This window comes from Enterococcus sp. AZ140 (genome assembly GCF_051714405.1).
GTDB lineage: Bacteria > Bacillota > Bacilli > Lactobacillales > Enterococcaceae > Enterococcus_B > Enterococcus_B pernyi.
Genome location: NZ_JBIORU010000001.1, coordinates 1,124,548 through 1,137,829, shown reverse-complemented (window position 1 = coordinate 1,137,829; position 13,282 = coordinate 1,124,548). Strand labels below are relative to the sequence as shown.

General features: G+C 38.6%; 13 protein-coding genes. 1 reads left to right on the top strand and 12 read right to left on the bottom strand.

The genetic code is table 11. The features are described 5' to 3' along the window. Positions 1-37: 37 nt before the first annotated feature. The 5 genes from IGJ39_RS05395 to IGJ39_RS05375 all read right to left on the bottom strand — a co-directional run bounded on the left by IGJ39_RS05395 (position 38) and on the right by IGJ39_RS05375 (position 4,931). Positions 38-2,134, bottom strand: coding sequence for a cation:proton antiporter (locus IGJ39_RS05395; RefSeq protein WP_195339324.1), 2,097 nt, complete (start codon positions 2,132-2,134; stop codon positions 38-40). A 12-nt stretch (positions 2,135-2,146) separates the two neighbouring features. Further along, positions 2,147-2,422, bottom strand: a complete 276-nt coding sequence (locus IGJ39_RS05390) for a hypothetical protein (protein ID WP_010735760.1) — start codon at positions 2,420-2,422, stop codon at positions 2,147-2,149. A gap of 224 nt (positions 2,423-2,646) precedes the next feature. Next, positions 2,647-3,102, bottom strand: a complete 456-nt coding sequence (locus IGJ39_RS05385; RefSeq protein ID WP_010735761.1) for a hypothetical protein — start codon at positions 3,100-3,102, stop codon at positions 2,647-2,649. 265 nt (positions 3,103-3,367) lie between these two features. Further along, positions 3,368-4,573, bottom strand: coding sequence for a CCA tRNA nucleotidyltransferase (locus IGJ39_RS05380; protein ID WP_195273936.1), 1,206 nt, complete (start codon positions 4,571-4,573; stop codon positions 3,368-3,370). A gap of 19 nt (positions 4,574-4,592) precedes the next feature. Continuing rightward, entirely contained in the window at positions 4,593-4,931 is a 339-nt protein-coding gene (locus IGJ39_RS05375; RefSeq protein WP_010735763.1) for a nucleotide pyrophosphohydrolase, read from the bottom strand. A gap of 247 nt (positions 4,932-5,178) precedes the next feature. Here IGJ39_RS05375 and IGJ39_RS05370 point away from each other — a divergent pair, with 247 nt between their 5' ends. Then, positions 5,179-6,060, top strand: a complete 882-nt coding sequence (locus tag IGJ39_RS05370; protein WP_019723717.1) for a YitT family protein — start codon at positions 5,179-5,181, stop codon at positions 6,058-6,060. A 110-nt stretch (positions 6,061-6,170) separates the two neighbouring features. Here IGJ39_RS05370 and IGJ39_RS05365 read toward each other — a convergent pair whose 3' ends face one another. From IGJ39_RS05365 to rpsA, 7 genes are all read right to left on the bottom strand, one after another. Then, positions 6,171-6,311 (bottom strand): hypothetical protein, encoded by a 141-nt coding sequence (locus tag IGJ39_RS05365; protein WP_195339323.1) that lies wholly within the window; start codon positions 6,309-6,311, stop codon positions 6,171-6,173. Positions 6,312-6,785: 474 nt separating this feature from the next. Beyond that, positions 6,786-7,346 (bottom strand): YpiB family protein, encoded by a 561-nt coding sequence (locus IGJ39_RS05360; RefSeq protein WP_029594129.1) that lies wholly within the window; start codon positions 7,344-7,346, stop codon positions 6,786-6,788. 5 nt (positions 7,347-7,351) lie between these two features. Beyond that, the gene (locus IGJ39_RS05355) at positions 7,352-8,611 is read right to left on the bottom strand and encodes a tetratricopeptide repeat protein (RefSeq protein ID WP_019723719.1); all 1,260 of its coding nucleotides are present in this window, start codon (positions 8,609-8,611) and stop codon (positions 7,352-7,354) included. Continuing rightward, entirely contained in the window at positions 8,612-9,658 is a 1,047-nt protein-coding gene (locus IGJ39_RS05350; RefSeq protein ID WP_066025634.1) for a hypothetical protein, read from the bottom strand. Positions 9,659-9,899: 241 nt separating this feature from the next. Continuing rightward, positions 9,900-10,175, bottom strand: a complete 276-nt coding sequence (locus IGJ39_RS05345; RefSeq protein ID WP_002290178.1) for an HU family DNA-binding protein — start codon at positions 10,173-10,175, stop codon at positions 9,900-9,902. Positions 10,176-10,421: 246 nt separating this feature from the next. Then, on the bottom strand, positions 10,422-11,732 hold the full coding sequence (gene der / locus IGJ39_RS05340) for a ribosome biogenesis GTPase Der (protein WP_010735768.1): 1,311 nt from the start codon (positions 11,730-11,732) through the stop codon (positions 10,422-10,424). Positions 11,733-11,944: 212 nt separating this feature from the next. Then, entirely contained in the window at positions 11,945-13,177 is a 1,233-nt protein-coding gene (rpsA, locus tag IGJ39_RS05335) for a 30S ribosomal protein S1 (protein WP_019724179.1), read from the bottom strand. Positions 13,178-13,282: the final 105 nt, after the last annotated feature.

Genomic DNA, 13,282 nt, shown 5'->3' with positions numbered 1-13,282 from the left:
CTGTCACAACCTCAAAAAAAAGAGGAGCTGTGCTTTGTCACAACTTCCTCTTTTGGTCTTGTTTCAATTGAAATTTCTTTGCTTTCGCTTGGAACGCAAAGCGAAATGAAAAACGATCTGTCGGTTGATTCATTGTATAGGACTCCAACAGATTGATATTTCGTCTATATTGATTCGCAGAAAAAGTCGTGATCGTTTCTGCGACTTCATATTCATCAATGACTTTTCTTTCTAAATAGTAACCTCTTAGCATCTTCTTCGTAAACAAACGATCTTGTTGGATCATCCAAGTGGAAATCAGATTACCACTCATCATCCGAATCCCCTGAGCTTTTCGTTGTTCGATAAAGAATCCGATCATCGTATCATCATAAACGTCCGTTAGATTCTCCAAACTTTCGATGATCAATTGCGTATTCTTTTGATACGTCTCTCGAATTTCCTGAATGTCTTTATCAGAGATCATCGTTTGGCGATCACTTTGCCGTCTTTGCCAAAACATTTTGGGGTGGAGAACGATCCGCATCAATCGGCGTACCACAATAAACCAAAATCCAATGAATGACAAAATTTGACTTGTGATCGACTGTTCAAAGTTAGCTAGGAATCTTGAATAAAAGCGATAGCCATTAGAAGACAACTTCCCAGAACGATATCTTTCATCCAAGCCATCTCGCTCAATCGATAAAATCAACGCTTGGATTTCTTGGACTTCTTGCTTTTCATCTCCACTCAAATCAGATAAATAAAGCTCACTGATTCTTTCTTGATAAGTCTCAATCACTGCTTCTATCGCTAAATAAGCTTTTGATCCTGGTTCTTCCGCTTCTTTTTCTAAGCGTAGTGTTTCAATCACTTCTTCCAAGATCATCAAAGCTTTTAAATCAGTTGTCGCTGCTTCTTCTGTTTCAGTCAACATTGGCAATACAATGATCCCGATAATCAACGTGACCAAAATAACCCCCGCCGTTAAAAATAAGAGCAATGATCGTTGATTGAATGCCATTTGATTGATCGTGAATGGTAAAATAAAAATAGTCGCTAAACTGACTGTTCCTTTTACGCCCCCGAAGGTTAAGATCAAGACTTCATTCAGTTGTTTTTTGAAACTTTGAAAACCGCCCTTAAACATATAAAATAAGCTGATTGAAACGAAGCGTATGACGAACAGCATGATTGAAACCAATAAAATGATCATTAGCAGCAAACTATTCGAATACAATCCATCTCCCCAAACTGGTGTAAAGACTTGTGTCAGTTCAATTCCTAAAAATATAAATACCAGCGCATTCAATGTGAAGGCAATCGTTGTCCATGTACTATTCGATAAAGTTGACAACTCCGCATCAAAGACTGAGATTTTTTTAAATCCTGAGGCTTGTAATACCCCTGCAACCACTGCTGCAATAATTCCTGAAACATGAAAGACTTCGGCTAAAACATACGCTAAGAAAGGCAACAACAATTCAATCAATAAGTAGCCTGTTACGTCACGTGCCGATGCTTTCTCGATCAAACCAATGATTTTTCTTTTTACCCAGACAAGCAAAAAGCCGACTAATGCCCCGCCAATACTTGATAAAATCAGTGTAACGCCTGCATTTACCGCAGAGAACGTCCCAGTGATCAAAGCAGCTAAGGCAAATTGGAAGGCTGTTACGCCAGAAGCATCATTCAGTAACCCTTCACCTTCTAAAATATGCATGGCTTTTTTCGGAATGTTCACACGATTGGAAAGCGAACTGACTGCCACCGCATCTGTCGGACCTAGTGCTGCACCAAAAGCGAAACACGCGGCTAAAGGGACACTGGGCAACAGAAATGATAACGTTGCTCCAACGCCAATCAAAGTCAAGATCACCCCACCAAAAGCGAGAAACAATATCGTATCGAAATTTTTCAGGATCGAGGCGATATCCGCTTTTTCTCCTTCTCTAAAAAGCAAGGGGGCGATGATCATCACTAAAAATAATTCAGGTTCAAAATTGATGGATTCACCCCATTCGGTCAATCCTAAAACCACGCCAAGAAATATTTGGATCAGTGGTGCAGGGATCATTGGCAAGATACGACTTGCTATGTTGGATAGCGTGATCGTGACTGCAAAAACAATCACTAACTCTGCAAATTCCATGCTTGATCCCCTTTATTTTTTATTTTGTGCAAGAACTTTCAAATATTGCTCTTTTTTCTTTAAAATTTTGTTTTCAACAATTTCCGCTTGGGTCACCCGACCGTCTAACTCACATTGCACACGTTTTGATTCTAAACGGAGCAATTCGTGTTTCAAGCGTCCCAATTGACGATACATCAAGATATTCCTTTTACGCAACTTACATAAGATCTGGCGACGATCTTCCATTGAAAAAGTACCATAGTGATCAACCAGTCGTTTCTTTTGTTCTTCAAAACTCTCTCTCATTTTCAAGATCTCCTATATTCAAACTGCACCAATTATAGCAAAAAGTTTTTAGAATGCAACTAAAAACTTCCTACCTTTACGATTACTTATTGGTTTTGATTCCAGAAGCTCATTCTAGTCCAATCACCATAAAATATCAATTGTAATTTTTAAAAAATAGAAGAAAAGCACGTACAAACCCTATTCAAAAGTTTTGTACGTGCTATTTTTATTGATGAGCGATCTTATTCGAAATACTCACCGTAAACATCGTCAACACGTTGTTCCGGATTGATCACAATATATAGGTTACCAGTTTTTTCACTGATTTTTGTTGATTGGTATTGGTTATCTAATCCCTCTGTTCCTTTGTCCAAGTAAGGGAAGTATACAAGGTCAGGTGTACCATTGCGATACAAGATTTCCATACGTTCGATATCTTCATATTTCAATGCGCGATTGAACATACCCATTTCCAAACCACCTAGATTGATATCATGAGTAGCTACTGAATCGCCTTCATGGAAAATCTCGATTTTAAAGCCTGCACATGGATGGATCTCGATAAATTCGCTCCCATTGATACGGCCAAAACTTGTTGTGATTTGTTTGATCCAAAGGTCGCCGATATGACGACGATTGATTGTCCATGTTTCGCCGTTACGGAAATAAAATTTTAGCGCTGTCATTTCTTTGCTCATTAAAAAAATCTCCTTTTTTGACGCATTATATTCTGTTTCATTACTAGTTTAGCATAAAACAACAAAAGCGGTCATCTCTCATGTTTGCTTTTCTGTCAGCTTTTTTGATAACAATCCTCCTCTAAAAGAGAAAAGGGACATGAGAAACATCCTACAAAAAAGCCAAACGCTTCTATAGATAACTCTCATGCCCTTACTTTAGACATGTCAGTATATGATTAGCCCACCAATCAGACGTAATTAGTGATTGTCACGATTTTGTTGACTAACCTTGTTGCTCTTTCAGATAGGTTAATAATGCAGCTTGTTCATTCTGTACCAGTCCGTTCACTACCGCTGACTCCGCAAGTGCTAACGCTTCACTGACCCATTTACCTGGTTTTTTCTCAGTCGTAGCTAATAACACCTTGCCATCAATCGCCAACTCACTCATTGTCTTGATAGGAAGTGCATGATAAATGTCTAGCACAGTTGTTGTGTCAGGGGTTTGTTGGAAGTAAATCATCAATTCTTCCACATCCAACGATGCGTCTTTTCCAAGATGATAGATCTCCAATGGTGTTAATCGTCGTTCTTGTCGCTTCGCCAATCCTTTGACCAAACGTTGGACTTCTCGAATCATTTGGTTGGAACATTTCCATGCTTTTAAGAAAGGTGCCACCTCTTGCTCAGATCGACCGAGTTGGTTGAGTAATAATGCCCAAGCTTGACTTTCTTTTTTTAATGGCATAGATGGTAAATCGGCAAATCTTAGTAATGCCTCACCATCTTCTTTTAATTGTGGACAATAGATGTAACATTTTGTTTCAACAAATGCCGTCAAGCCGTTTTTACGAAAATCCCCTAAAAGCATTTTGATAAATTCAACATTCATTCGCTCAACGGAAATTTTTTCCAGCAACGCATGATTGTCTTCGATCGCCTTGGCCGTTTCTTCTTCCAATTTGAACCCTAACTGACTCACAAAACGAAGCCCACGCATCATTCGTAAAGCATCTTCATGAAATCGCTCAAAAGGTCGTCCAACTGCTCGTAAGACGTGATTTTCTAAATCAGTTAACCCGTCGAATAAATCAATGATCTCACCATCTTCTTTCAGAGCGAAAGCATTGATCGTGAAGTCTCTGCGCTTTAGATCCTCTTCTAGTGTACGAACAAATGAAACACTATCAGGACGCCGATAATCTTGATACGTCGATTCCGTACGAAATGTCGTGATCTCATATTGCTCCTCTTCATGCAAGACGAGAACCGTTCCATGTTCGATCCCGATATCGATCGTTTTTGGAAACAACTGCTTGATTTCTTCTGGAAACGCACTAGTAGCAATATCTACATCATGAATTTTTTGTCCGAGTAACGTGTCCCGCACACTACCACCAACAAAGTACGCCTCAAATCCAGCTGCCTCAATTTTTCTTATTACTGGAATTGCTTTTTTATATTCGATCGGTAATTCATTTAGTCTCATTTTTACTCCTTCTATCCTCTCACTGTTCCTCATCTTTTCGGGCAAAACGATGATGGTCCCTTCGATTGAACTTCTCCATATTTTTTTCAAATACCGTCGTCAAATCAATTCCTAACGAGTTTGCCATGATCATTGTTACAAATAGAACATCGCCTAATTCTTCTGCCACTGAATTACTAGGTTCTGTTGCTTTTTTACTTTTTTCGCCATATGAATGATTGACCTCTCGTGCCAATTCACCTACTTCTTCGGTCAGACGTGCCATTTGCGCCAATGGCGAAAAATACCCAACTTTAAATTGTTGGATGTACGCATCGACCTCTTCTTGCATACTTTTTAGTGAACGCTCTTCTTTCATTAAGAACCCTCCAATCATCTCTTCCTAAAAAACTTTACAGCAAAACCGCAAGAAGTGCAATTGTGAAAACAAAGAATACATGCTACATTATGTTAGGTACACTTAATAAATTCTTAGCAACAAGCCAACTTGGTCTATTCTATAACTATAAAAATGAAGAACCAGTTTCCTAATCCCTAGGTCTATATCTAGGATTTACCGCTTGTTGCACAATGAATCATATCATATAGTAGAAAGTGGGGATTCGATGACATCATTGAAAACAATGAAAGAAGTTTTTTTTATTATTTTAGGAACAAGTATTTATGCTTTTGGACTAGTCTATTTGAATATCGCAAACCAGCTAGCCGAGGGTGGAGTTTCAGGTATTACCCTGATTTTGCGTGCTCTTTTTCATATCGATCCAGCTTATTCTACTTTATTGATCAATATTCCATTGATCCTACTAGGCGGAAAAATCTTAGGAAAACGTGCGCTCGCGTATACTGTCTTAGGCACTGTCTCGCTTTCTGTCTTCTTATGGATTTGGCAAAGGATTCCCTTACAAATCAACTTAGAGCATGATTTACTGATCGTCTCTTTACTTGCAGGACTGATTGCCGGTGTCGGCAGCGGGATCGTTTATCGTATGGGAGGTACTACAGGAGGAAGTGACATCATCGCTCGGATACTTGAAAAAAATCATGGAATCTCTATGGGACGTTCCCTTTTAGCTTTTGATGTCATCGTTTTACTTGCTTCATTAACTTATATCGATTTGAAGCGGATGATGTACACGTTAATCGCTTCCTATGTATTTAGTCGTGTCATCGATTTTATCCTTGATGGCGGCTACTCTGCCAAAGGGATTCTGGTAGTCTCAAATAAAAGTGAGGAAATTGCACCTTTATTGATGACCGGCTTACAACGTGGTGTCACATTCTTGCATGGAGAAGGTGGCTTTTCTGGTGTCGATAAAAAAATGATCTATATGGTGGTAAGTGCCAGGGAATTAAACGAAGTAAAACGGATCATTCATGAAATTGACGAACATGCCTTTCTTTCAATTCTAAATGTCCATGAAGTAGAAGGAGAAGGCTTTACGTATCTTAAACCACAAACGAGGCGATTCAAAAAAATAACAGAATGATTTTGAATCAATCAACCTGATACTGAAGCTTTCTACGTATATAGAATAACGTAGTTCTGCGTACTTCGTGATCAAGGAGTTGCAACTGTCTACTTAGAGATATTCTCAGTTCATTCAGAAGTACCTGGGCGATCAGGCGTTTTGTGCTTCCTAAAACCGAATATATGGTGCTCCACAAGCTTACCTTCATAAATAAGCGTGAAAAACGAAAATGGCTCTTCAAATTTTTGGGATTCACGCTTATCTGCCATAGCTGGATACTTATGTCACATCTTTTTTTGATCAATGGCTTTGTCGTTTCATATTTTTTTGCACAGAATGAAAGATAGATGAACTATTTAAAATATAACTGATAATATTTAAGAGAGCCTATATTACTATCCGAAAATATCACTGGAATCAAAGATGTATACATTTCTAGCAGATCAACGCACCTTCCAAAAATCTATAATATGTAAAGAATTCTGGACATTTCGTTCATACGGATCAACCAAAGGAATTTAGGGAAGCGACCAGAGATATTCTGGAACAAATTTGATTATAATAAGCTTTTTAAGAAATTTTGTTATTGAAATCCATTTTTTGTTGATCTAAAAAACTTAATAAAAACTAGGCTTCCTTTACGAATATTACTCGGAAGGAAGCCTAGACTTTATTATATATATTTTCACTATAGATACTTACTTATCATACTGTTACTTTTCCATGGTCAGCTTTCCCCACACTCAGCTCTTACTCTTCTGTGGCGCTTGAAGGATCATGCGGTTCACTTCATCAGATAGTTCAAGGAACGCATCTTTATCGCCTTCTTCTAATGCCTGATCGATCTGTTGGTAAAGCATGTTTAGTTTTGCTGCTTGCTCTTTTTCTTGGAAATAATGCTCGATTAATTCTGTTGATTCTTCGCTGATTGCATCTTCCCATGAGGCTAACGGGTTATCTTCGATGATTGCTAAATATTCTTTCGTTTGCCACGCATTTTCAAAAAGGCATTCGACATAGAGTGGATTTTTCCAATTCAGACGGATTTCGTGGAAGATCTGATCAGTGTCAGTAAATTCCTTTCCATCTAAAAATAGCTTCATCGGCTCACCTTCATAGGAAAGATCGGTGATCTGTAAACCACGTCTTGTTAAGTTTGCACCTTCAACAAAACGCACATTGTGTAAGATTGCTTCATGATTTGCCAGATAGTTCAAAATCCAAAATACTTCTCTACGACTGAAAGAGACATGGTTAACCATCCAAGTTAAGAAATTCTTCTTTTCTTTAACATCAATCAACATATTCATCACCTCTCTGTTAAATCATCTAATAGCGACAATACCTCCATATCCCCTGGTTCATAAGTTAAATATTGTTCCAATAATTCTCGTGTTTTTGCTAATTGGCCCTCTTCACGTAAGAATAAAGCATATTCTTTCAAGAAATCTGGCTCATGATCTAATTCGTGGGCTGCTTGTTCATAGTGGACTGCTGCTACCGCAAAATCTTCTAATTGATTATAGGCATGAGCGAGGTTCCATTCTGCATAAGGATTAGCAACTTCTCCCATTTGGTTGACTGTTTGAACAACGTCTTCATAACGTTCTTGATCCAAGTAAAGATTACTCAACGTCAACAATGTCTCATCCTGCTTGTCACCGACATTCAAAGCATCAAGTAATAATTGCTCTGCTTTTTCTGTGTCGTGTAAACGAAACGCATTTTCAGAAGCTAAGTGATAAAGCTCTACTTGGAATGGATTCTCTTTGATACCATCTTCTAAGACTTGTTGTGCTTCTTCGATCATCTCTTCTTCTTGAAGGGCTTGACCTAGATAAAGGTATAAGGATTGATACTGTGGATTCAATTCCCGTAACTCTTGCAAATAATTGATAGCTTTTTCGTTCTCATGTAATTGTAGATTCGTGAACGCTAATTGGAACAAACGATCATCTGTCCGCTCTTCGGCTAAAGCTGCTTCCAGTGGTGGGATTGCTGCTTCAAAATCCCCTTGCATACTCAACGATTGTCCTAAGCGTTCTTGCATGGAAATACTAGAAATTTCTTCTATACCATTTGTTAACAACATTTCGTAAAGTGCAGAAGCTTCATTGAAACGGTCAACTGAAAAATACAATTCAGCCAATGCAAATTGAATCAATGGTTCTTCTGGTAATAGCTTCGCTGCTTCTTTCAATTTTGCTTCACTTACTTCAGGAATACCGATTACTTGGTACAAGTCAGCGATTGCTAATAGTGCTTGTGGATAGTACTCACTATCTTGATGGATTTTTTCTAAATAGTCAAATGCCTGATCGATCTCATTGTCTTCGATAGCAATCTCTGCCAACGGAATATTCCATTCATCATTTTCAGGCGATACAGTTAGCAGATGTTCAAAAATTGCTTTTGCTTCTTCTAAAAAACCGATGGCTAATAATTCTTCTCCTAACTCATGTAACACATCAGCCGGATCTTCTTGGAGCGCCTTTGCCAAATATTCATTTGCTTCTGTCAAATTTTCGTCTGCTAATGCTTGTAGCATTTTTTCACTATTTGTCATCATCTAAATCCCTCTAATCTCTTGAACGATCCTTTCATAGGACGCCATTGTTTTCAATAGTTCTTGCTCGTTTGGCAATTGATATCCATCTATTATACCAATTTTTTCCAAAACGAGAATTTTTTTGCTCTTTTCTGCTAAAACCAGCACATTTTCTAGATAATCCATTTTTGATATCTCTTCAGGCCAAATAATTGGATAGCCTAGATGCTGCAGCCAGATAAAAAAATTCTTCAATTGGAAAGAAAGCGACTTGATTTCTGAATTCCAGATAAGTTGCATCAAGATACCTAAAAATTTTTTCATACTGGCGGAAAGCAAATGACTATTTTCAGTCAGATAAAAAGCTTGCTCAAATAGTTTACCATAATTTGCCACTTGTTCAGCGTCTTCTTGATAAAAATAAATGATTTCTTCTAGCATGCCAGCAAAAGGACGATTGAATAATTTTTCGCGATTCGGATAATTTTTGTAAAGATTTTGAAGAAACGGATGATCACAGACTAACCCACAACAGATAAAAATCAAAAAATCGATTTGTTTCCCTTCGATTTGTTTTTCACTGATCGTCCGATCATAAATGATCCGTTCTGGAAGGTTCGTCGTTTGAAGAGCCGATTCGTTCGATCCATGTAATATCTCGCATTGAGGATTAAGTGCCCGTGCCATGGAGCGGATCGAGACGGGGATCAACCAAAGTGTAGTCTGAAGATACGTATGTTTTTGAAAGAAGCCCGCCAACTCCATAACTCCCTCATTGCCAAAACCGATTACTAAAAGCGGTCGATTTTCGGGATAGCGTCTCGCATAGGACAAGAGGCTATGCAATTCAGATAATTGATTACACTGCGTATTGCCACAAATATACCAATCAATCGCTAACTTGTTCGTGAATGACTGTGTCATTTTCTCAGCGTATAGATCATAATAACGTTGGTTCGTCAAAAAAAGAATCGCTTGATCAATCGATTCATTTTTCAACTGACTGACAAATGTTTCCCCATAAAAGATTGTTGTTTCTTCTTGTTGGTAGCGATAGGATAACTCCATGTTGCCCTCCCCTTTTCTTTTATTTTACCATTAGTAAGTAAAATAAAAAAAGAATAAGAAAAACTTGTTAATGAACCCATGCCTTTTTTGATCAACTCTATTCTTTTATTTGATATGTAACGAGTTCCATTTGGTTGCTGAACTATTTGTTTGTTGCCTTTCTACTGCTTTCCGCCTCTTTTATCCATCTATATAAAAAAAAGCGCCTGTAGCCGTAGCCACAAGCGCTTTTTCAACTGTCTTATTTAACAGCGTCTTTCAATGCTTTACCTGGTTTAAATGCAGGTACTTTGCTAGCTGGGATTTCGATTTCTTCACCAGTTTGTGGGTTACGTCCTTTACGAGCCGCGCGTTCGCGTACTTCAAAGTTACCAAAACCGATTAATTGAACTTTTTCGCCGTTAGCTAAAGCATCTTGAATAGTTGAAAATACAGCGTCAACTGCTGCAGTTGCGTCTTTTTTAGTTAAATCTGTAGCTGAAGCAACTTTTTCGATTAATTCTGCTTTATTTGCCATGGATAGATTCACCTCCTCCAACAAGAGATATGATAGGAACATCATTTTAGTTTAAAAACTTTCTGAGTGGTCCAGAAGTTTATAAGAAATATTGATTAAGTTTCAATATTCTGTTATCACGATATCATATGAATCGCTTAATAGCAAGGTTTTTGGCATTTTTTAACCGCTTTTTTTAGTCATAAAAACGTAATACAAAAATATGCTTATTTTTTTTGAAAAAAACGGACTACTATGGTAAAATGCCTATTTTCTTCGACGTGGGATAATTCGGATCGAAGTTCCTTCAAACGTAAATGCTTTTCTGATTTGATTTTCCAAAAAGCGTTCATAAGAGAAATGCATCAATTCTTCTTCATTAACAAAAACAACAAAGGTTGGCGGTTTGACTGCAACTTGTGTGGCATAGAAAATCTTTAATCGTTTACCTTTATCTGTCGGTGTCGGATTGATCGCTACGGCATCCATGATCACATCATTCAAGACTGCTGAAGAAACACGTAAGTTTTGGTTCATACTCACTTCTTCGATCATTTCAGGCAAACGTTCTAATCGTTGCTTAGTCACAGCTGAAACAAACAGAATCGGCGCATAGTCTAAGTAACGGAATTCTTCACGGATCTCTTGTTCGAAGTCACGCATCGTATTCGTTTCTTTTTTGACTAGATCCCATTTATTGACAACGATGATCACACCACGGCCAGCTTCATGCGCATAGCCAGCTACTCGTTTATCTTGTTCACGGATGCCTTCTTCTGCGTTCAAGACCATTAACACGATGTCTGAACGGTCAATCGCACGCATGGCACGCATCACACTGTATTTTTCTGTGGTTTCATAAACTTTCCCACGTTTTCTCATACCAGCTGTATCGATCATCATGAATTTTTGACCGTCTTCTGAGACGAAGTGCGTATCGATAGCATCACGTGTCGTTCCTTCGATGTCCGAAACAATCACTCGGTCTTCACCTAGGATCGCATTGATCAAGGAAGATTTCCCTACATTCGGGCGACCGATCAAACTGAATTTGATGGTATCATCCTCTTCTTCTTCTGCTTCTTCATCAAAGAATTTCACTGCCTCATCTAAGATGTCGCCGATCCCTAATCCATGACTTCCAGATACAGGGTAAGGATCACCTAGACCTAGTGCATAAAATTCATAGATATCATTTCTCATTTCAGGATTGTCGACTTTATTAACGGCTAAGATCACCGGTTTATTGCTGCGATATAAAATTTTTGCTACGACTTCATCTGCATCAGTGATGCCTTCACGGCCACTGACGACACAGACGATTACGTCTGCTTCATCGATTGCGATTTCTGCTTGGTGCTTGATTTGATCCATAAATGGTTCATCGCCTAAGTCGATCCCACCAGTATCAATAATACTGAAATCACGACCTAACCATTCCCCTTTAGCATAAATACGATCACGAGTAACTCCTGGAGTATCTTCGACAATCGAAATACGCTCACCGGCGATACGGTTAAAAATCGTCGACTTACCGACGTTTGGGCGACCAACGATTGCAATTGTTGGATTTGCCATATTTTTTCCTCCTCACATGTTTCCAATCTCACTTAGTGTACCGAATACTTCGCGAACTTTCAAGCTTAGATCGGTGAACATTCAAGTATTTTTCTGGATCACTGCCTATTACAAAAGAAAATGGTCTGGGGCGTAATCCCCAGACCACTTGTTTTACACATGTACAACTTCCCTTGATGCTGTAAATTCGCGCTTCGGGAACGATCATTCATTTATTTTTCAGAATCATCTGTTGCTGTTTCTTCTACTTCCCCTTTTAAGGCTTCGCCTAAGATGTCACCCATTGTAAATCCTGTGTTTTCTTCAGGTAACTCATAAGACTCAACTTCTTTTGGTTCTTTATCAGAAGCAGGTTTTTCTTCTAATGCTTTGATACTTAATGCAATCCGGTGCTCTTCTGGATTGACTTCTAAAACTTTCACTTGGACATCATCGCCCTCATGTAACACTTCATGTGGTGTCGCGATGTGTTTATGTGAGATTTGTGAGATGTGGACAAGCCCTTCCACAGTTGGGAATACTTCAACAAAGGCACCAAAGCTAGTTAATCGTTTCACTTTACCTTCAAGTACAGCGCCTACTGGAGCTTTTGTTTCGATATCTGTCCAAGGTCCAGGCAATGTGTCTTTGATCGATAATGAGATACGTCCTTGTTCTGGATTGATTGAAAGAACTTTGACTTTCACTTCATCGCCAACAGCTAAAACATCACTCGGTTTAGCAACATGTCCGTGAGAAATCTCAGAAACGTGTACTAATCCATCGATGCCGCCTAAATCAACAAACGCACCAAAATCTGTGATACGAGCAACGCGTCCTTCGATCACGTCATTTTCTTGGATAGTTGATAGTAATTCTTTTTTCTGTGCTTCTTTTTCTGTTTCAACGACTGCTTTGTGTGAAAGGATCAAGCGATTTTCTGATGGTTCGATTTCAACGATTTTGAATGTCATCGTTTTTCCTTTGTATTCAGAAAAATCAGCGACAAAATGATCTTCTACCATTGATGCCGGAACAAATCCACGAACACCGACATCGACAACTAAACCACCTTTAACTACATTTGTCACTGGTGCTTCGATGATGTTTCCAGCTTGGAAATCTTTTTCGATATCCTCCCAAACTTTTTTCGCATCTAAGCGTCGTTTTGATAAAAGGTAACTTCCGTTTTCTTTGTCTTTACCAATCGTGCTGATCACGACTAGATCTAACGTATCGCCAACCTTTACCACTTCGTTGATATCTTCAACCGGTAAAGTAGATAATTCTTTTGCAGGAACTACGCCTTCAACACCCGTTCCTTCGATTCCAACGATGGCTTGTTTGTCTTCAATGACTAAAACTTCTCCTTTGACGACATCGCCAACGCTCACTTCTTGAACGCTATTCATTGCATCTTCCATAGATTGGTTGTTATCTGTCTGATTTTGTTCAAATTCTGTCATAACACTTGTCCTCCTAACCAACATTCTGCCGTTAACTACGGTACTGCCTATAGTTTAATTGATTATTTAAAAAAAATAAAGCGATTTCGTTTGTTTTCCATTAAA

What these genes read in the sequence shown, in the direction of transcription:
- IGJ39_RS05365 (WP_195339323.1), bottom strand. Translation starts at nt 6,311, where the DNA reads ATGGCAGATAAGCGTGAATCCCAAAAATTTGAAGAGCCATTTTCGTTT.
- IGJ39_RS05395 (WP_195339324.1), bottom strand. Translation starts at nt 2,134, where the DNA reads ATGGAATTTGCAGAGTTAGTGATTGTTTTTGCAGTCACGATCACGCTA.
- IGJ39_RS05360 (WP_029594129.1), bottom strand. Translation starts at nt 7,346, where the DNA reads ATGTTGATTGATGTTAAAGAAAAGAAGAATTTCTTAACTTGGATGGTT.
- IGJ39_RS05375 (WP_010735763.1), bottom strand. Translation starts at nt 4,931, where the DNA reads ATGAAAGAAGAGCGTTCACTAAAAAGTATGCAAGAAGAGGTCGATGCG.
- IGJ39_RS05355 (WP_019723719.1), bottom strand. Translation starts at nt 8,611, where the DNA reads ATGATGACAAATAGTGAAAAAATGCTACAAGCATTAGCAGACGAAAAT.
- IGJ39_RS05380 (WP_195273936.1), bottom strand. Translation starts at nt 4,573, where the DNA reads ATGAGACTAAATGAATTACCGATCGAATATAAAAAAGCAATTCCAGTA.
- der (WP_010735768.1), bottom strand. Translation starts at nt 11,732, where the DNA reads ATGGCAAATCCAACAATTGCAATCGTTGGTCGCCCAAACGTCGGTAAG.
- IGJ39_RS05385 (WP_010735761.1), bottom strand. Translation starts at nt 3,102, where the DNA reads ATGAGCAAAGAAATGACAGCGCTAAAATTTTATTTCCGTAACGGCGAA.
- IGJ39_RS05390 (WP_010735760.1), bottom strand. Translation starts at nt 2,422, where the DNA reads ATGAGAGAGAGTTTTGAAGAACAAAAGAAACGACTGGTTGATCACTAT.
- IGJ39_RS05370 (WP_019723717.1), top strand. Translation starts at nt 5,179, where the DNA reads ATGACATCATTGAAAACAATGAAAGAAGTTTTTTTTATTATTTTAGGA.
- IGJ39_RS05350 (WP_066025634.1), bottom strand. Translation starts at nt 9,658, where the DNA reads ATGGAGTTATCCTATCGCTACCAACAAGAAGAAACAACAATCTTTTAT.
- IGJ39_RS05345 (WP_002290178.1), bottom strand. Translation starts at nt 10,175, where the DNA reads ATGGCAAATAAAGCAGAATTAATCGAAAAAGTTGCTTCAGCTACAGAT.
- rpsA (WP_019724179.1), bottom strand. Translation starts at nt 13,177, where the DNA reads ATGACAGAATTTGAACAAAATCAGACAGATAACAACCAATCTATGGAA.